Here is a 17954-nt window from a genome sequence, read left to right on the forward strand (position 1 = left end):
GAATGATCAGGCGTCGTTCAGCGCCCGGGCGAAGGCAGTGTGCACGCGCAGGTACCGGCGCAGCGGAAGGGCTTCGCCGGGCGTGGGGGAGGCCAGCCGGCGGGTGGCCCACGTGTTCCAGGTGAGGTGCGCTTGGGCGACCGACAGCCGCGCGGCCGCGGCGACCTCGGCAGGGCTTTCACCGGCGAGAACGGCTTCGTGCATGAGAACGGGGCTGCTGCGCCGGATCCACTCCTGCAGTGAAGCCATGGCCGCGAGGCGGTGGAGCTGGGAGCCGGATTCCCCGGTGTCGGTATTCGTGTCCGGGGCGGTCGTGTGCACGCCGGTGAGGTCCGGCGCGGTGGCGCCCGGCGCGCCTGCGTCCGGTGCGGGCGCGGCCGGAGCCGGTGCCGCACGCGGGAATTCGGAGCGTCCGGCGAGTTTCGCGGGCGCCTTTTCGGTGATCTCGGGGGTGAGTGAGGTCGTCATGGCGATTCTCCCTGGTCGGGCGGTCAGCCACACCGCGATCGTGGCCGCGCCGGTCGGGACGGGCGGCGTCCCACGGCTACCCTCTCACCCTTTGGTTCAATCCTCGGTTTTGTGAGACCGCGATCTCACTCGTTCGGGGGCGGTTTCCCTTGGGGCGCCTCACATCCCGGGACGCGCGAGCGCCGCCGGGCGGGACCCGGCGGCGCGCGTTCACCCGCGTGTCAGTTCTTGTTCTTCAGCCCGTCGACCGCGTCCTTGACCTTCTCACCGGCCTGCTTGAGGGCACCCTTGGCCTGGTCCGCCTTGCCTTCGGCCTGCCACTGCTCGTTTCCGGTGGCGTTTCCGAGTGCTTCTTTGGCGCGGCCCTTCAATTCATCGGCCTTGTTCTGCATTTTGTCGTTCACGACCGCTCCTTTCGCGAAGGCCGGGTGGTTACCCGTTTTCCGGCGGTTCAAACAAGTCGCCCGGTGAACAAGTGGCTCAGTACCAGTGCGCGCGGCCGCCGACCCTGCGGCCGGTTCCGCCCAGGATGGCCAGGACCGCACCGATGACCAGCAGGACGATGCCGATCGTCCACAGGATCGAGATGCCGGTGATGAAACCGACGACGAGCAGGATGACTCCGAGCACGATCATGGATTCTCCAGCTGTTCCGTAATGGGGACCGATGGTTTCGAAGTACCCGGCCGGGCGATCTCGCAAACACTTTCGGGTCCGGTCCGGTGTGGACGTACCAGTGGTCTGATCCGGTGGTCGAATCGGCGGAACCGGTTCCGTCGAGTTCATTCGGTCACCGAAGGAATATGCGCACAGGTGGGCGAAGCTGCGGTTTTGTACCGCCTTTGCCGGGGCCGACCAGGATGTGAAACCGCTTTGCGGCGGGGTGCGAGCGGCCTAGCTTTTGAGCCCGACAGATCGATTTCTCACCGAATGAGGGGAGCCGGTGCGTGGCCTCGGGCGAACTCGCGACGACGGCGCCGGTCGGGCTCGGCTGGCTCGCCGTGCGGATCGGCGAACGCACGGCGCGCGGCATCGCGGGCGCCGTGTCGGGCCTCATCCGCGACGGTGAGGTGCAGCCCGGCACGCGGCTGCCGACCGTGCGCGCGCTCGCGGCCGAGCTGTCGGTGAGTCCCACGACGATCGCGGAGGCGTGGGCGCAGCTGCGCGCGGCCGGGCTGATCGGCACCGGCCGCCGTCGCGGCACGACCGTGCTGGCGCCGCCCGCCGGGCTCCCGCCCGCGCGGATGTTCCCGGGCTGGCAGTCGGTGGACCTGGAGCACGGCTCACCCGATCCCGCGCTGCTGCCGCCGCTGGAGGACGCGGTGGCCGCCGGGGTGCGGTCGGAGCGGCGGGCGGTGAAGGAACCGATCAGCTCCCGGCTGCGGGCGGCGGTGAAGCCGGAGTGGCCGTTCGCGGCGGAGGCGTGGACAGTCGCCGCCGGTGGTCAGGAAGGTGTGGCGTTGGCGTGCCGGGCGGTGGCCCGGCCCGGCGACGTGGTCGCGGTCGAGGAACCGACCGCGCCGTGGCTGCTGCGGCACCTGCGCGCGGCGCGCATCCACGTGGTTCCGGTGCGCCGCGACGAAGCCGGCCCGCGCGCCGACGCGCTCGAAGCCGCGCTGGCGCACCGGCCCGTCGCCTTCGTCTACCAGCCGCGCGCGCAGAACCCGCTGGGTCACACCGTGTCCGCCGCTCGCGTCGCCGAGCTCGCCGCCGTGCTCGCGCGTACCGACACCGCCGTGATCGAGGCCGACGACTTCGGCCCGCTCGCCGCCTCGGCGGGGGCGAGCCTGGGCACGCACCTGCCCGGGCAGGTGCTGCTGGTGCGGTCTTATTGCACGGCCTTCGGCACCGAGCTGCGCAGCTGCGTGCTCGGCGGCTCGGCCGCGCTCGTGGAGCGGGTGCGCGCGCACCGGGCGTTCGGCACCGCGTGGTCCAGCCGGGTGCTGCAGGACGCGCAGGCGTTCCTGCTCACCGACACCGCCACGGACGCGCTGGTCCACCGCGCGCGCCGGCGCTACGCCGGTCGCCGGGCGGTGCTCGCCGAGGCGCTGCGCGACCACGGCCTCGACGTGGCCGTGGGCGACGGGCTCACGCTGTGGGTGCCGGTGCCCGAGGAGACCCGCACCTTGGTCACGCTGGCCGCGCACGGCGTCTCCGTCGGCGCGGGCAGCCGGTGTTTCACCGGCCGCTCCGGCGCGCCGCACATCCGCGTCGCCGTGGGCCAGCTCCCCGACGACCCGGCCCCGGTCGCCGACCTGGCCGGGATGATCGCGCGGGCGGCCGGCGTCCGGTCCCGCCGCAGCGCCTGACCCGTCAGACGGCCTCGAAGTGCTCCACCCGCGGCTGCGCGGCGAGGTAGGGCCCGAGCAGCGCGCCGTACGCCGCGTAGCGGTCGGTGCCCCGGAAGTGCTCCAGGTGGTGCTGCTTCGACTCCCACTCGACGACGCCGACGAAGCGGTCCGGGCTCTCCTCACTGCGCATCATCCGCGCACTGCGGCAGCCGGGCGTGGTCGCGAGCAGCTCGTGGGCTTTCGCGTACGCGGCGGCGAATTCGTCGCCGGCGCCCGGTTTCACGTCGACGATCGCGATTTCGGTGATCACCCCTGTCGTTCTACTCCGGACTCGCGATCACCGGTACTGCCGGTCCGGTGATCGACCGGAGGGACTAGTACCTCCGCCGCTTCCGGCGCGCGGGCCGGGTGGGCGGGGTGGCGCGCATGATCCGTCCCCACCTGTCCCGGCGGGCCCGCTGGACGATCTCGCTCGCCGTCGCGCTCGTGCTGGTGCTCGGCGGCGGGTACGCCCTGCTGCGGGTGGTCGACGCGCGCACGTTCGCGCCGCGGGGTGAAGGCCACTTTCTTCCTCATCGGACGAGAACTGGAGGCACACCCCGAGCTGGGCCGTGAGCTCGCCGCGGCCGGGCACGAACTGGGCAACCACACCTACTCGCACGAGCGCATGGTGCTGGTGACGCCCGGCTACGTCGCGTCGGAGATCGAACGCACCGACGCGCTCATCCGCCGGACCGGCTACCGGGGCGAGATCACCGTGCGCCCGCCCAACGGCAAGAAGCTGCTCGCGCTCCCGTACTACCTCCACCAGCACGGCCGGCAGACGATCATGTGGGACGTCGAGCCGAACTCCTACCCCGCCGTCGACGCTTCGGCCACCGCGACCGCCGAGTACGTGGTGAGCCACGTGCGTCCGGGCTCGATCGTGGTGCTGCACGCGATGTACCCCGCTCGCGAGGCGACGCGGGAAGCGCTCGGCCCCGCGATCAACGGGCTGCGGGCGCGGGGCTACCGGTTCGTCACGGTGTCGCAGCTGCTGGCGTTGCGGGGCAAGGGATGACGGCCACCACGGACCAGCCGCCTGCCACGGGTCCGGCGGTGAGCGAGCCGCCGTGCTCGGCCAGCTGCGCGCGCAGGCTGGTGAGGCCGTAGCCGGCACCGGCGGTTTCCCCGGCCGGTGGGGTCTGAACCTTCGACGCGACGGCGATCCGGACCTGCCCGCCGGTCACGGCGACCTCGACGCCCAGGCGCGTGCCCGGGCCGTGGTGGCGCAGGGCGTTGGTGGCGGCTTCGGCGATCACCCGTCCGGCGAGCGGGCGGACGGGGCCGGGGAAGGCCGCCGCGTCCGGCACGGCGTCGAGGACCAGACCGGCGGAGCGCAGCTGGTCGAGCACGTCGGCCAGCGCGGGTTCGGCGGTGGGTTCGTCCTCGCCGTGGAGTTCGCGCAGCGTCGCGCGGACCTGGCCCAGTGCGTCGCGGCCGGCCGACAGCGTCGCGTCGACGCGCAGGCGGTCGGCGTCGGTCAGGTCGCCGACCGCGCGCAGGGCCTCGGCCTGCACGAGCATCACGGTGGTGGTGCGCGCGAGCGTGTTGTGCAGCCGCCGCGCGGTGCGGTCACGGCGTTCGGCGGCAAGGCGTTCCAGCCGGTGGCGCGTGCGTTGCGCGGCGAACTCCGCGCGTTCGGCGACATGACGCTGGCGTTCCACGCCGAGCAGCCACGCGACGACACAGATGGTGGCGGTGCGCAGCGCGCCGTCCACGAAACCCTTGGCGGGCACCATCGCCGCGCCGACCGCGGCCGTCGTGGCGCCGCACAGCCAGAACCGCACGAGCGGGCGCGGCGACATCGGCGCGGTGTAGAGGGCGAGCAGGACCGGGAGGTAGTCGAGGTTGCGCGGCGCGCTGGTGACGAGGTGGGCGACGGTCGTCGCGGCGACCACGGCGAGCACCCAGCCGGGGAACCGCCGGCGAAGGGGCAGCGGCAGCAGTTGTGCCACGACGAGCAGCAGGCCGGCCCCGCCGTGGCCCGGCTGCCACGTGCCGCCCAGCGCGAGCAGGACGGCGACCAGCAGCGTGGTCGCCAGGTCGGCGAGGAGCCGTCGATCGGCGAGTCGGCGCACGGGCCGAAGGTAGAGCGCGCCGGTGATCGGGATCCGCGTCGTCGACGACCACGCGCTCGTCCGCGAAGGTCTCGCCTTCATCCTCGCCGCGCAGCCGGACCTCACGGTGACGGGCGTGCACGCCGACGGCGCCGGGCTGCTCGCTGTGCCGGGCGACCTGGGTGACGTGGTGCTGCTGGACCTGAACCTGCCGGGCCTCGACGGCCACGAGGTGCTGCGGCGGCTGCGGGCGCGCACGCCCCGCCCGCGCGTGGTGATGCTGACGACGATCCGGCGGGCGAGCGACATCCGCCGCGCCCTCGCCGAGGGCGCGGACGGGTTCGTGCTCAAAGGACTCCACGGGCGAAGAGCTGGCCGCCGCCGTCCGCGCGGCGCACGCGGGAGTGACCGCCGTCAGCCCGGCCGTCGCCGCGGAGCTCGGGGCGCCGGCCGAACTGTTCACCCCGCGCGAACGCGACGTGCTGGCGTTGCTCGGCCGCGGACTGTCCAATCGGGACATCGCCGCCGAGCTCGGCCTGGCGGAACGCACGGTCAAGGTCCACGTGGGCAACCTGCTCGCGAAGCTTCAGGTGGGCAGCCGCACGCAGGCGGCGCTGGCGGCGGAGCGGGTGCTGGGCTGAGGCGTGCGTTCGCCCTCCGCGAGACCGGTGGTGGCGCCGGGGCAGCGCGCGCCAGGGTGAGGGCATGAGACTTCTCGTGCTGGGTGGGACGGTGTTCGTCGGACGGGCCGTCGCGGTGGAGGCGCTGCGACGGGGCCACGAGGTCGTGTGCGCGGCGCGCGGCGAGTCGGGGACGGTGCCCGACGGCGCGCGGCTGATCAAGGTGGACCGCGACGATCCGGACGGATTGGCTTCGCTGCCCGATTTCGACGCCGTGGTGGACGTGGCGCCGATGTCGTTCCCGTGGGTGCAGCGGGCGCTTGCGGTCCTCGCGGACCGCGTGGCGCACTGGACGTTCGTCTCGACGATCAACGTCTACGCCGACGAGGCGACGCCCGGCCAGACCCCGGCGACCGGCCCGCTCGTGGACCCGCTGCCGCGCCACGCGACCCGCGACGACCTGACCGCGGAAGGCGGCACCGGGCTGTACGGCGGCATCAAGGTGGCCAGCGAGAACGCCGTGCGCGCCGCGCTGGGGGAGCGCGCCTTCGTGGTGCGGCCCGGCCTGATCACCGGCCCCGGCGACGGCAGCGACCGCTTCGGCTACTGGCCCGGCCGCTTCGCCCGCGGCGGGCGCGTGCTCGTGCCCGCCTCCGACCGGCTCGCGCAGTACATCGACGTGCGCGACCTCGCGGCCTGGATCGTCACCGCGTTCGAGACCGGGCTGGGCGGCACCTTCGACGGGATCGGCCCCGCAGCCGACCTGGGCAAGCTGCTCGCGGACATCGCCGCGGCCGTCGGGACCGACGTCGAGTTCGTGCCCGCCACGGATACCCAGCTGGAAACCGCCGGCGTCGCCCCGTGGTCCGGTCCACGCTCCCTGCCGCTGTGGCTCCCACCCACCTACGCCGGCCTCGCCTCCCACGACCCGGCCCCGTCACTGGCGGCGGGCCTGGACGTCCGCCCCCTCGCCGACGCCGTCGCGGGCGCCCTGGCGCGCGAACGCAACCTGGGGCTGGACCGCGACCGGCGCTCGGGCCTGTCGGCGGCCGAGGAGGCGGAGGTGTTGGCGGGGTTGTGATCAGGTGAGATCTGGGGGAGTGGCGGCTGCTGGGGGAGCTGGGTCGGTTCGCGACGAGCCACCTGGCGACTTCGCCGGCGGGCGCGGCAAACCCGCGTGCGCTTGTCAGGCGCTGGTGAGCCGGGTCAGCTTGCGGCGAGCCACTTCGCCGTGCCCGGGCGGCCCGGGACCCAGCAGCCGCCCGCGACGGCGGGGGTGGTTTCGTCCGGGAGGGCGAGGAGGTCGGCCAGCACGAGGGTGGCGGGGCCGCTCGTGCGCCACAGCCAGGTGCTCGGCGTGAAAACGTTTTCCTCGTCCGCCGACATGCGGGTGGCGGTGGCGTCGTCCTCGGCGTCGAGGCGGACGACGTCCACGACGTCGCCGTGGACGCGGACGCCGACGACCGCGAGGACGGCGCCGGTGGCGTCGCTCGGGTGCACGAACTGGTAGCCGCGGGCGATGAGGGCGCGCAGGCCGGATTCGACGTCACAGGGTGGCCGGGCCGCTCGGTGGTGGTTCATCGTCCCGCCTTCCGTTGCCAGCTCGGGAATCTGCACGTGCATCCGCGCGCTGGCGCGGACGTTAGCACGACCTCCCCCAAGGTAGGACAGACACACTTCTCTTTTCGGTCCTGTCTGCGCGCTTCTGTAGAAGATGGAGCACCGCGCGAAAAGGGTCGTTCGTACCACGGCTTGGTGGTCGACCGGGCAATGGCGACACGGGCGTGACGAATCTCCCTCACCATGTCAAGTGACGTTCACGAGGCGGACGCCACCACGGCCGGGTGGTGATCCTGTTGGCCACGTGGCAACCGGCGTTAGCATCGACTACCCCGCGAAGTACGGGGGACGGACCGCCGAGCCGAGCGGTCACGGTGCCGGTGTCCGCGCACCTCTGGGGTCGGTGATGGAACTGTTCGCGACGGTGGTCGCCGGTCTGCCGTTGGCAGGCGGGCCGCTCACGGCGGCGCTGCTCGTGCTGCGCCGCCGCCCCGCCCTGCGCACAGCGCGCGCCGTCCGCACGCAGGCGCGATTCGCGGAGGAGTTGCGCGCGGTCGCCGAGGTCCTGCCGCGTGTGCGGCCCGTGCCCATCGCCCCGCCGAAACAGATCATCGTCGAACTCGGGCCGGCCGTCGGCTCGTGCCAGCCGTGCCGGCCGGCCGCCGTACCCCAGCCCCGGCGGCCACCGGCCCCGGTCGAACCCGCGGCAAAGGCCTGCGCCGCCTGCACCCACTAGCACCTCACACCACGAACGGCGCTCCGAACCGCGCCGGCACCCCCGGCGAATACAGCACGCTCACCGGCTCGCCCGCCACCGCGACCCCGCCCAGCTCCGCCAGGTCGTCGCGCGGCTCCAGCAGCGACGCGCGGTGCAGCGGCCACTCGGGGTGGTCGTTGGGCACGCACAACGTTCGCCCGTGCCACGTCACGTCGCGGCCCACCCACCGCGTGGTCAGAACGTCTCCAGCCTCCGACGACCGCCCGCTCCACGCGCCGGCGCGCACCACCACCCGGCTCCGCCCGCGCCGACACTCGTAGGCGAGTACGTCGCCTTCACCACCGCCCTCCTCCGCGCCCGCCACCCCGCCGCTCGCGCCCCAACGCGGCATTGGTTGCGCTCGACGCACCGAACGCCACATTGGGTGCGTTGAGCGCACCGAACGCCACATTGGGGGCGCTTTGGCCTGCCCAGCCGCCGGCCGCCGAACCAACTCCTCGCCCACCCAAGCCACGCGCCGCACCTCGCCAACCGCCGGCCGACAACGCAACCAAGCCCTGCACCCAGCCCCACCCCGCCACCCCGATCCGAAGCCTCCCTACGGCCGCCGACCCCGCGTCAAGGCACGCTTTCCCGCCTTTACACGGGGTCAACGGCCGTCAGCACAATCAAGCTTCGGGGTGCTCCCCCAACGCAAGCCGCCCCGCGAGGACGGCATCCCGAACACGACCCCAGCCCACCCGTCCGAAATGGACGGTCGCCCGACGGCGTGACCCCGGCCACTGCCCGCCGGGACTTTTCCGTGCCCTCCCACTGTTACATCTGCTGCGGAAGCCGGAGGAACCCGGCGACCGCCACGAGCAGGAAGGGGTGAGAACCGATGGCGAAGAGCGTTTTGCGCCCGGTGATCAAGCTGCGTTCCACCGCCGGCACGGGCTACACGTATGTGGTGACCAAGAACCGCCGCAACGACCCGGACCGGATGGTCCTGCGCAAGTACGACCCGGTCGTCCGCGAGCACGTGGACTTCCGCGAAGAGCGCTGACACCGAGCAAGACAAGGGGCTGAGGGTGGTCACCACGACCACCCTCAGCCCCTTTTTCGGTGGCGCCGCCGCAGCAGCGGCACGCGAAGTCAGCCGCAGTGCCCCAGCGGCGCGTCGAACTTCACGGTGCCGATCGAGCCTCCCCACGTCACGCACTTGCCGGCCGCCGAAGCCGTGACCGGCCCGGCGAACCAGGAGAACGAGCCGGAGTCCGTCTGCTTCGTCCCGCCCTGCACCTGCAGGTAGGCGGTGGTCTGCGACGGCGTGCCCGCGCCGGAGTTCTTCATCGTGCTCACGCAGTTCTTGCCGGTGGCCGCGTTGTAGGACAAGTACACCGTCCCCGCGGTGCCGAGCGAGCCCTGGTCGATCACGCCGTAGCCCCAGCCGCACGCCGGCGCGCCCAGGTCCGCGTCGGTGAACTTCGCCCAGCGGATCGCCGCGCTGGAGTTGCCCTGCGGGCCGCCCTCGAACAGGACACCGGCCGAGCCGGTGCCGAGCGAGACGAGGTCGGAGTACGCCGCGTCCTGGCTCCACACCAGGAACCCGTCGGTGTCACCCTGCCAGCTGCCGCCCTCGTCGAACGACGAGCGGATGCGCAGCGCGTGGCGGTGGTCGCACACCGAGGGGCCGGCGAAGATCAGCCGGGTGTACGCGCCGCCGGTGTCCGTGGCGCTCATCGCGACCGTGGACCCCTGCACGTCGGGCGTCTTCGCCAGGCCCGGCTCGGTCACGAACTTCTGGCTGAACGTCTGCCCGCCGTCGGAGCTGATCGCGTACGCGCGCTCGATGGTGGAGCACATCGTGCCGGCGTTGTTGCGGGCCGAGGCGTAGATCTTGCCGTCGGGCAGCTCGGTGAGGCTGATCTCCTGAGGGTTGAGGGTGCTGTTGTTCGTGCTCGCGTCGGTGGCGCCGCGGTGCCAGGTCGCGCCGCGGTCGTCGCTGTAGATGATCGAGCCGGTGTCGGGCGCGGAGCCGTTGACCTGGTAGCTCATGCCCGCGACGAGGCGCCCCTTGTGGGCACCGCGGGTGAGCACCGAAGCGTGCGACGGCCCGGTCGCGAGCCAGCCCGGCGCCGCCGTGAAGCCGAGCTGCGTGGTGAGCACCTGGGGCGCGGCCCACGTGGAGCCGTTGTCCTTGCTGATGCTCACGCGCGGAACGCGGCCGCAAGCGGCGTGCGGGGCGACGCACTGCATCACCGAGAGAAGCACCACGCGGCCGTTGGGCTCGTCCGCGGTCGGCGGCACGACGACGGGCGTGGGGTTGCCCTTCACGTCGCCGAAGCCCTGGATCACGATCTGCAGTGGGCCCCACGTGGAGCTGCCCTTGGCCTGGCGCTTCATGACCAGGTCGATGTCGCCGGTGTCGGCGCAGCTGTTCTTGCGGCCCTCGGCGAAGGCGAGCAGGTCGCCGTTGTTCGCCTTGACGATGGCGGGGATGCGGAAGCACGAGTAGCCGCCGGTGCCGGCCTGGTACACCACCGTGCTGGCCGCGTCGGCCGACGCGGCGGGGGTCGCGCCCGGCACCACGGCCGCCGCGGCGAACGCCGTCGCCCCGGCCACTGCCGTGAGCAGTCCTCGTGCGACACGTCTCAGATTCACTGTCGGTCTCCGTCCTGGGGGCCGCCCCCGCGATCGCGGGGCGGCTGCCGAAAGTGCTCCCAGGCTCCGGCGCGGTCGTACACACGCCGTACAACCGCACGCACAATCGCTTTTGTACCAAGGAGAACTGTTTGCCCGGCGGTGATCTGGCCGTGATCGTCCCACGTCCTACCTACGGGACCGCTGTCCTGTCGGCAGGGCGCTCTCGCGGACCCGCGCCGTAGCGGGCGCTACGCTCAACGGGAGACGTGCCCGCAACCGGTGAGCGAGGGAGGAACCGGTGAGCGAACCCGGTGCCCCCGTCGGCGTCCGGTTCGAGCTGCTGGGACCGCTGCGCGCCTGGCGCGGTGGCCACGAGCTCGCGATCGGGTCGCCGGCGCAGAACTTGCTGCTGGCGGTGCTGCTCGCGCGCGCCGGCCAGCCGACCGGGGTCGACGAGCTCGTGGGCCTGCTGTGGGACGACCAGCCGCCGGCCAGCGCCGTGAACGTGATCCAGCGCTACGTCGGCGCCCTTCGCCGGCTCGTCGAGCCCGACCTGCCCGCGCGTTCGCCCGGTCACTGGCTCGTGCGCCACCCCGGCGGCTACGGCCTGCAGGTCGACGCCGTCTCCTCCGACCTCGTCGAGTTCCGCGCACGCGTGCAGCGGGCGCGCCGCGCGGAGAACGCCGACGACGCACTCGCCGAGTTCAACGCCGCCCTCGCCCTGTGGCGCGGCCCGTGCGCGGCCGGGCTGATGATGCCCGGGCGCGCCCGCGCGCTGCTGGCCGGCATCGACCAGGAGGGCCTGGCCACGGTCGTGGAGGCCGCCGACGTCGCCCACGCGGCCGGGCGCCCGCTGCAGCCGTTGCTGCTGCACCTCGAGCGGGCCGTGAAAGCCGATCCCTTCAACGAGACCGTGCACGCCCGGCTCATGCTCGCGCTCGACTCGGTCGGGCGCCGGGCCGCGGCGCTCGAGGTGTACCGCGAGATCCGCAAGCGACTGGTCGACGAGCTCGGCGTCGAGCCCGGCGCGGAGCTCACGCGCATGCAGCACGACGTATTGGTGCAGCAGGCCGAGGAAGTGCCCGCGGTCCGCGCACCGCAGGCCCGGCCCGTGGTGCGACCGGCGCAGCTGCCGCCGGACCTGCCGACGTTCACCGGCCGCCGCGACCAGCTCACCCGGCTCGCCGGGTTGTTCGACTGCGCCGCCGAGCGACGGCGCGTCACCGTCGCGGTGATCGACGGGCTGGCCGGCACCGGAAAGACCTCGCTGGCCATCCACCTCGCGCACCAGGTCGCCGAGCGCTTCCCCGACGGGCAGCTCTACGTCAACATGCGCGGTTTCGACCCCACGGGTGCCACCGTCGACCCGGCCGACGCGCTGCGCGGGTTCCTCGACGTGCTCGGCATCGAGGCCACGCAGGCGCCCTCGGGTCTCGACGCGCGCAGCGGCCTCTACCGCAGCCTGCTCGCCGGGCGCCAGATGCTGGTGGTGCTCGACAATGTCCGCGACTCCGAGCAGGTGCGGCCGCTGCTGCCGGGCAGCGCCGGCTCGGCCGTGATCGTGACCAGCCGCAACCGCCTCAGTGCCCTGGTCGCCACCGAGGACGCCGACGTGCTGACGCTCGACACGCTGTCGTCGTCGGAAGCCCGCGAGACGCTCGTGCGACGGCTCGGCGAGGCGAAGGTGGCGGCCGAACCCGAGGCCGTGGAGGAGATCATCGAGCTGTGCGGCCGGCTGCCGCTCGCGTTGGCGATCGTCGCCGCGCGCGCCCGGACGCACCCGCAGTTCTCGCTCGCCGACATCACCGCGAAGCTGCGCGCCACCCAAGGGACGCTCGAGGCGTTTCGCGGCGACAGCGCGGGCGACGTGCGCACGGTGTTCTCCTGGTCCTACCGCGTGCTCGAACCCGGTGCGGCGCGGCTGTTCCGCTTGCTTTCGCTGCACCGCGGCGCCGACTTCTCGACCGCGGCGGCCGCGAGCCTCGCCGGGGTACCCCTGCTGCAGGCGCAGGACCTGCTCGAAGAGCTCACGCGTATCCGCTACCTCAGCGAGCACCGCCCGGGGCGCTACCTCGCCCACGACCTCGTGCGCTCGTACGCGATGGAGCTGCGCGAGCAGACCGACCCGGCCGACGAACAGGCCGACGCCCTCGCACGGCTGGTGAACCACTACCTGTGCAGCACCCACGGCGCGTACCTCGCGCTGAACCCGCACCAGCTCCCGATCGAGCCGCCCGTGCTCGAGCCGGGCGTGACCGCCGACCTCGCGCGGGGCTACGGCGAGGCGATGGAGTGGTTCGAGGCCGAGCTGCCCGCTTTGACACTGCTGATCCGGCAGATCGCCGGGGTGCCGCGCCTGGCCGGGAACGTGTGGAAGCTGGTGCTGAGCCTGCAGCCGTACTACCAGCGCAGCGCGCTCTACCACGACTGGGTCACGCAGGCGGAGCTCGCGTTGCGCGTCGCCGTCGGCACCGGAGACCTGGTGGCGCAGGCCAACGTGCACCGCAGTCTCGCGGGCGCCTACCACTTCGTCGAGCGCTACGACGAAGCGCTGGAGCACCTCAACCGCACCGCGGAACTGTTCGAACAGCTGGGTTTGGCGGCCGACCAGGCCTACGTGCACAGCAACTTCGGCACGGTGTTCGCCAAGCTGGGCCGGTTCAACGCGGCGCTGGAGCACCACGAGCGCGCGTTCGAGCTGTACCGGGCCAGTGGCAACGTGAAGGGCGAGGCCATCGGGCTCGAGGGCATCGGCCGCTGCCTCAGCGAGATGGGCGGCAACGCCGAGGCCGTGCCGCTGATCCTGCGGGCGATGAAGCTCTACGAGGACATCGGCGACCGCAACGGCGAAGGCAACTGCTGGAGCACCCTGGCCACCGCGTACGGCTCGCTCGGGCACCTCGACCAGGCGATCGACGCGTGGCGCCGCGCCGTGACCTACTACCGCGAGCTCGGGAACCGCTCCGACGAGTCCGACTCCCTCGTGGCGCTCGGCGACGCGCTCAGCGCGGCGGGCGATCCGGAAGGCGCGGAGAAGGCGTGGCGCGAGGCGCTCCACGTGCTCGACGCGTTCGGCATGCCCGCCGCCAACGACGTGCGGCTGCGCCTCGGCGACCCGGTCTCCCGCGTGGTGTCGCCGCCGGGCGCGTGAGCGGTCAGATCAGGCCTTCGCGGATCGCGTAGGCCACGGCGTGGGCGCGGTTGCGCAGCTCCAGCCGGACGGTCATCTTGCTGATGATGTTCTTCACCGTGCGCTCGCTGTAACCCAGCTGGTTGGCCACTTCGCCGGCCGAGAGACCGTCGGCGAGGAAGCGCAGGATGTCGGTCTCGCGGCGGTCGAGGCGGTTCTGCCGGGCCGCCGCGTGCGTCAGCCGGCGCACCTGCGTGCTCAGCCGCTCGACCGGGTCCGCCGGGTGCGCGCCGGCCGCGTCGATCACGGCCTGCGTGACGGCCTCGCTGCGGCTGGTCGTCTTGTCCAGGATCGTGACCACGCGGTGCTGGGCGAGCTCGGTGATCGGCAGGTCGTCGAGCCGGCCGATGACCAGCACGGACGGGATGTCGAGTGTCGCGGCGACCCGTTCCAGGATGTCGCGCGTGCGTGGCGTGAACCGGTCGGTGACCACGAGCGAGACCTCGGCGCCCATCGGGCGGGTGCGGTCGACCACGGCTACTTCGGGCTTCCCGTCGAAGTAGCTTTCGAGGCACGCGCGCGTGAGCGCGTCGGAGACCGAGAGCAGGGTACGCACGGTTCCGGTCCGCAGGGTCTGGTTCATGCTGTCAGCATGCGCGAATGGACTGATCAACTACTCCGGGCGCGTTCAGTCGTCGTTCAGTGGCCGCGCAGAGCACCCCGCGGCGGTGGCCGTTCGGTCACGCGTGCGGGAAAGTGCTCGACTCCCCGGCGGTGATCGAGTTTGATGCGGGCAGGGGGCAGGTGGGTCCTTCTCAGGACCCCGGACGACGAGCTGGTGCGAACAAGATGGACGACGTTTTGGCCGAGGTGGCCGACCTGGGGCTGACCGCGAAGCTGACTCCGGTGGCGGGCGGGATCGCCGCCGTGTGGCGCTGCGACCTGCTGCGCGACGGCGTGGCGCTCTCGGCCGGGCCGGGCTACGGCGCGGGTGCCACCGCGGAACGCGACGCCGTGCTCGACGCGCTGACCCGCCGCTTCGGCGGCGCCGCCTGGCTGCGCCCGGCCGACGTGCGCGCGGTGCCGGCGCCGGAGCTGGCGACGGGCCCGCTGGCCGCCGACGAGACCGTGTGCTCCCTGGCCCGCTACACCGACCTGCCCGTCGGCACGCTCGCGTACCGGCGGCTGATGCCGACCGGCCTCGGCCCGGTCGCCGCCGTGCCGGCCGTGCTCGCGATCACCGACTACGGCCGAGCCGGGCACCTGCTGCTGCGCCACTCCGTGGGCGACGTCGTGGGCTACGACGCCCTCGGGACCCGGCCGGCCGCCGCTTCGTGGGGCGCCGCGACGACCAGCGCCGAGGCGACCGTGCGCGCGCTGATCGGCCTGCTCGACCACAACGCCCACGAGTCGATGCTCGCCGGTGCCCGCCCGGCGCTGCTCGACCCGGCCGGCCTGCCCTCGGACCTGGCCGCGCTGCTCGCCTCCGCGTCGCTCGCCGCGGGCGGGCCCGTGCGCGTCGCCGACCTCACGCCCCAGCTCGGCGTGCCCGCCTACCTGGCCGGCGACCGCGCCGCCTGGGGCGCCGGCGTGTCGTTCAGCCGGCGGTGCGCCCTGACCGACGCGTTGACCGGCCTGCTGCGCCGCCGCGCCGCGACCCCGGCCGCCCGGTACCCGGCCCTGGCCGAGGCCGCGGAATTCGTGCCGTTCCGGGAGAACAACCTCTCCGGCACGGCGCCGGAGCTGCTGGCCGAGCTCCTGGACAGCCTCGCCGCGCGGGAACTGACGGCCTACCTGCGCGAGCACCACACCGGCCGGGTGTCGGTGGTCCACGTGTTGGTGCCGGGGCTGCGGTGCCGGGAGGGGCTCACTTCGGTGTGATCCGGGGCAACCCGCTGAACCGCTCGGCGTTTCCGTCCGTGTAAGGAAGAGGAGCACCGGCCGCCGTGCCGGTTTCGGGCGGAAAGGAACCCCGTGTCACTCTTCACGCGCACCGACGATCGCGAGCAGTCCGGAGTGGAGGAACCGGACCCCGCGCCGCCGGAGCGCGGTCGGGCGCGGCGCGTGACGGCTGTGGTGCTGACGGTGCTGGCGTGCCTGCTCGTGTTGTTCGCGTTGGTGGCGCCGAACAACCTGGTGGAGCTCTCGCCCGCGGCGTTCGTCCGGATTCCGGTGGAGGCGCTGGTCGTCACGGCGCTCGCGTTGGTGCTGCCGCCGCGGTGGCGGCGCGTGCTGGCCGGCGTGGTCGGCGCGGTGCTCGGCGTGCTGACGGTGCTGAAGCTCGTGGACATGGGGTTCAACGAGGTGCTCTCGCGCCCGTTCGACCCGATCTTCGACTGGAGCTTCGTGAGCGCGGGGCTCGACTTCCTGCGTGGTGAGGTCGGCGGCGCCGGGGCGATCGCCTCCGCGGTGGGCGTGGTGCTGCTGATCCTGGCGGTGGTCGTGTTCACGACGCTCGCCGCGATGCGGCTCACGCGTCTGGCGGCCGGGCGGCGCACGGCGTCGACGCGCGTGGTGGCGGTGCTCGGGGTCGTGTGGATCGTCGCGGCGGTGTTCGGGGTGCAGCTCGCGCCCGGGCAGCCGATCGCGTCGCGCAGTGCGGCCGCGCTTGCCTTCGACGACATCCGGCAGGTCGGGACCGACCTGCACGACAAGCAGGACTTCGCGGCGCAGCTGGCCGACGACCCCTTCGCCAACACTCCGGGCGACCAGTTGTTGCAGGGGTTGAAGGGCAAGGACGTGCTGCTGACCTTTGTGGAGAGTTACGGCCGCTTCGCGATCGAGGGCTCCGACATCGCCCCGGCCATCGACGCCCAGCTCGACCAGGAGACGAAGAGCCTGCAGACGGCCGGGTTCGCGGCGAAGAGCGGTTTCCTGGACTCGTCGACCTTCGGCGGCGGCAGCTGGCTCGCGCACTCGACCGTCCAATCGGGAACGTGGGTGGACAACCAGCAGCGCTACAACGACCTCCTGGCGAGCAACCGGCTTTCGCTGACGCGCGCGTTCGGCAAGGCCGGCTGGAAGACGGTGCAGGACGTGCCGGCCCACACGATGCCGTGGCCGGAAGGCAAGTACTACGGGTTCCAGCAGTACTACGACTTCCACACTGTCGGCTACCAGGGCCCGGGCTACGCGTACGCCACGATGCCCGACCAGTACACGCTGTCCTTCCTGCAGCGCACCGAACTCGCCGCACAGAACCGCAAACCCGTGATGGCCGAGGTCGACTTCGTGTCGAGCCACGCGCCGTGGTCGCCGCGCCCGTCGCTTGTGGACTGGAACAAGGTCGGCGACGGCTCGATCTTCGACCCGCAGCCGGCGATGGGCGAGGACCCGGAGCAGGTGTGGAAGGACCCGAGCCAGATCCGCGACGCCTACGGCAAGGCGATCCAGTACACGCTCTCGACGCTGACGTCCTACCTGCAAACCTACGGCAACGACAACACGGTGCTGGTGTTCCTGGGCGACCACCAGCCGCCCGTGGTCACGCCGGCCGGGGTGACGCACCAGGTTCCGATCACCATCGTGGCGAAGGACCCGGCGGTGCTGAACCGGGTGTCGTCGTGGAACTGGACCGACGGCATGCGCCCGGCGGCCAACGCGCCGGTATGGCGCATGGACACCTTCCGGGACCGGTTCCTGACCGCGTTCGCCAAGTAAGAGGCCGGTCGCTGCGCGCCGCACGGGCATCGGGGAAGCTGTCGGGGTGGACGACGATTCGGCGGAACGGACGGGCTATCGGCGGTCGGCGGGGTCGCCGCGCGGGGAGGCGCGGCGGCGCGAGCTGCTGGCGCGTGTGACGGACGACCTCGCCGTGAACGGCCTCGTCGACTTCTCCCTGCGGCGCGCGGCGCGGGCGGCCGGCACCACGCACAAAGTGCTGCTCTACCACTTCGCCGGAGCGGAGGACCTGCTCGCGCAGGCCGTGTTCGCGTTGCGCGACCGCCGGATCGGCAACGCGCTCGCGGCCATGGCCGACGGCGCGAAGCAGCGCACACTCGCCGGCCGCGTGCGCGTGGCGTGGCAGACGCTGCGTGACGAGGAGCCGGGTCTGCGCCGCGTGCTCGACCAGGCCGTCGGGCTCACCATGTACGACCCCGAGCGCTACGCCGACCTCGGCCGCGGCTCGACGCGGCAGTACCTGGACCTGCTGGTGTCGTTCTGCCCCCAGTCGTGGCCCGAGCAGCGCAAACGGGAGGTGGCCGAGCTCGTGCTGGCGACGCTGCGCGGGTTCGTCGTGCACCGCCTGACCAGCGACGATCCCGGCGGCGCCGACGCGGGCTTCGCGGCGCTGGAGCGGGCGCTGGAACGGGAGGAAGCCGCGGGGGACTGAGCCGCTCGGGTGGTTTCCCGGGGCGGCGGGACTGGACGCGTTTGCGAACCACGTGGTTCACTTCTGGCGGGGCGAACGACCGGGAGGTCCGCATGGGGTGTCGGCGAGCA

The 17954-nt window shown here is 72.8% G+C and carries 19 protein-coding genes and 1 pseudogene; 11 read left to right on the plus strand and 9 right to left on the minus strand.

All coding sequences use genetic code 11. The annotated features are described in order from the left end of the window. Positions 1–6: 6 nt before the first annotated feature. From K1T34_RS36260 to K1T34_RS36270, 3 genes are all read right to left on the minus strand, one after another. A complete protein-coding gene (locus tag K1T34_RS36260) occupies positions 7–468 on the minus strand; it encodes a hypothetical protein (protein ID WP_220239228.1) in 462 nt (153 codons plus the stop codon). Between the two features lie 221 nt (positions 469–689). Continuing rightward, the gene (locus tag K1T34_RS36265) at positions 690–872 is read right to left on the minus strand and encodes a CsbD family protein (protein WP_220239229.1); all 183 of its coding nucleotides are present in this window, start codon (positions 870–872) and stop codon (positions 690–692) included. Positions 873–948: 76 nt separating this feature from the next. Continuing rightward, complete coding sequence (locus K1T34_RS36270; RefSeq protein ID WP_220239230.1) at positions 949–1104, minus strand: DUF6131 family protein; 156 nt, start codon at positions 1102–1104, stop codon at positions 949–951. Positions 1105–1415: 311 nt separating this feature from the next. On the opposite strand from K1T34_RS36270, the gene K1T34_RS36275 reads away from it, so the two are divergent. Continuing rightward, entirely contained in the window at positions 1416–2777 is a 1362-nt protein-coding gene (locus tag K1T34_RS36275) for a PLP-dependent aminotransferase family protein (RefSeq protein ID WP_220239231.1), read from the plus strand. 4 nt (positions 2778–2781) lie between these two features. Here the strand turns inward: K1T34_RS36275 and K1T34_RS36280 are convergent, their stop codons facing one another. Next, a complete protein-coding gene (locus tag K1T34_RS36280; RefSeq protein ID WP_220239232.1) occupies positions 2782–3069 on the minus strand; it encodes an antibiotic biosynthesis monooxygenase in 288 nt (95 codons plus the stop codon). Between the two features lie 243 nt (positions 3070–3312). Between K1T34_RS36280 and K1T34_RS36285 the strand changes: the two genes are divergently transcribed. Then, on the plus strand, positions 3313–3819 hold the full coding sequence (locus K1T34_RS36285; protein ID WP_255637803.1) for a polysaccharide deacetylase family protein: 507 nt from the start codon (positions 3313–3315) through the stop codon (positions 3817–3819). Here the strand turns inward: K1T34_RS36285 and K1T34_RS36290 are convergent. Next, on the minus strand, positions 3779–4879 hold the full coding sequence (locus tag K1T34_RS36290) for a sensor histidine kinase (RefSeq protein WP_220239233.1): 1101 nt from the start codon (positions 4877–4879) through the stop codon (positions 3779–3781). The genes K1T34_RS36285 and K1T34_RS36290 overlap by 41 nt on opposite strands. 22 nt (positions 4880–4901) lie before the next feature. Here K1T34_RS36290 and K1T34_RS53710 point away from each other — a divergent pair. From K1T34_RS53710 to K1T34_RS36300, 3 genes and pseudogenes are all read left to right on the plus strand, one after another. Beyond that, a pseudogene (locus K1T34_RS53710) lies at positions 4902–5156 on the plus strand (response regulator transcription factor); the annotation flags it as partial. Between the two features lie 106 nt (positions 5157–5262). Then, positions 5263–5499, plus strand: coding sequence for a response regulator transcription factor (locus K1T34_RS53715; protein WP_255637804.1), 237 nt, complete (start codon positions 5263–5265; stop codon positions 5497–5499). A 64-nt stretch (positions 5500–5563) separates the two neighbouring features. Continuing rightward, positions 5564–6559: an NAD-dependent epimerase/dehydratase family protein gene (locus K1T34_RS36300; RefSeq protein ID WP_220239234.1), complete on the plus strand. Its 996-nt coding sequence runs from the start codon at positions 5564–5566 to the stop codon at positions 6557–6559. A gap of 125 nt (positions 6560–6684) precedes the next feature. Here K1T34_RS36300 and K1T34_RS36305 read toward each other — a convergent pair whose 3' ends face one another. After that, positions 6685–7059: a hypothetical protein gene (locus K1T34_RS36305; RefSeq protein WP_220239235.1), complete on the minus strand. Its 375-nt coding sequence runs from the start codon at positions 7057–7059 to the stop codon at positions 6685–6687. 283 nt (positions 7060–7342) lie between these two features. Here K1T34_RS36305 and K1T34_RS36310 point away from each other — a divergent pair, with 283 nt between their 5' ends. Beyond that, a complete protein-coding gene (locus tag K1T34_RS36310; protein WP_220239236.1) occupies positions 7343–7774 on the plus strand; it encodes a hypothetical protein in 432 nt (143 codons plus the stop codon). Positions 7775–7778: 4 nt separating this feature from the next. On the opposite strand, the gene K1T34_RS36315 is transcribed toward K1T34_RS36310, so the two are convergent. Beyond that, the gene (locus K1T34_RS36315) at positions 7779–8147 is read right to left on the minus strand and encodes a DUF2071 domain-containing protein (protein WP_220239237.1); all 369 of its coding nucleotides are present in this window, start codon (positions 8145–8147) and stop codon (positions 7779–7781) included. A gap of 489 nt (positions 8148–8636) precedes the next feature. Between K1T34_RS36315 and rpmG the strand changes: the two genes are divergently transcribed. Next, positions 8637–8801 (plus strand): 50S ribosomal protein L33, encoded by a 165-nt coding sequence (gene rpmG, locus K1T34_RS36320; RefSeq protein ID WP_220239238.1) that lies wholly within the window; start codon positions 8637–8639, stop codon positions 8799–8801. Positions 8802–8890: 89 nt separating this feature from the next. On the opposite strand, the gene K1T34_RS36325 is transcribed toward rpmG, so the two are convergent. Then, the gene (locus K1T34_RS36325; protein ID WP_220239239.1) at positions 8891–10399 is read right to left on the minus strand and encodes an exo-alpha-sialidase; all 1509 of its coding nucleotides are present in this window, start codon (positions 10397–10399) and stop codon (positions 8891–8893) included. Positions 10400–10679: 280 nt separating this feature from the next. Here K1T34_RS36325 and K1T34_RS36330 point away from each other — a divergent pair, with 280 nt between their 5' ends. After that, positions 10680–13532, plus strand: coding sequence for a BTAD domain-containing putative transcriptional regulator (locus K1T34_RS36330; RefSeq protein ID WP_220239240.1), 2853 nt, complete (start codon positions 10680–10682; stop codon positions 13530–13532). A 4-nt stretch (positions 13533–13536) separates the two neighbouring features. On the opposite strand, the gene K1T34_RS36335 is transcribed toward K1T34_RS36330, so the two are convergent. Beyond that, positions 13537–14154 carry a LuxR C-terminal-related transcriptional regulator gene (locus K1T34_RS36335; RefSeq protein WP_220239241.1) on the minus strand — a complete coding sequence of 206 codons (618 nt, stop codon included), beginning with the start codon at positions 14152–14154 and terminating at the stop codon, positions 13537–13539. Positions 14155–14360: 206 nt separating this feature from the next. On the opposite strand from K1T34_RS36335, the gene K1T34_RS36340 reads away from it, so the two are divergent. The 3 genes from K1T34_RS36340 to K1T34_RS36350 all read left to right on the plus strand — a co-directional run bounded on the left by K1T34_RS36340 (position 14361) and on the right by K1T34_RS36350 (position 17844). Then, positions 14361–15392 (plus strand): hypothetical protein, encoded by a 1032-nt coding sequence (locus K1T34_RS36340; RefSeq protein ID WP_220239242.1) that lies wholly within the window; start codon positions 14361–14363, stop codon positions 15390–15392. A 93-nt stretch (positions 15393–15485) separates the two neighbouring features. After that, on the plus strand, positions 15486–17171 hold the full coding sequence (locus K1T34_RS36345) for a sulfatase-like hydrolase/transferase (RefSeq protein WP_370643456.1): 1686 nt from the start codon (positions 15486–15488) through the stop codon (positions 17169–17171). A 46-nt stretch (positions 17172–17217) separates the two neighbouring features. Continuing rightward, on the plus strand, positions 17218–17844 hold the full coding sequence (locus tag K1T34_RS36350; RefSeq protein ID WP_220239243.1) for a TetR/AcrR family transcriptional regulator: 627 nt from the start codon (positions 17218–17220) through the stop codon (positions 17842–17844). Positions 17845–17954: the final 110 nt, after the last annotated feature.

The organism is Amycolatopsis sp. DSM 110486 (assembly GCF_019468465.1).
Classification (GTDB): domain Bacteria; phylum Actinomycetota; class Actinomycetes; order Mycobacteriales; family Pseudonocardiaceae; genus Amycolatopsis.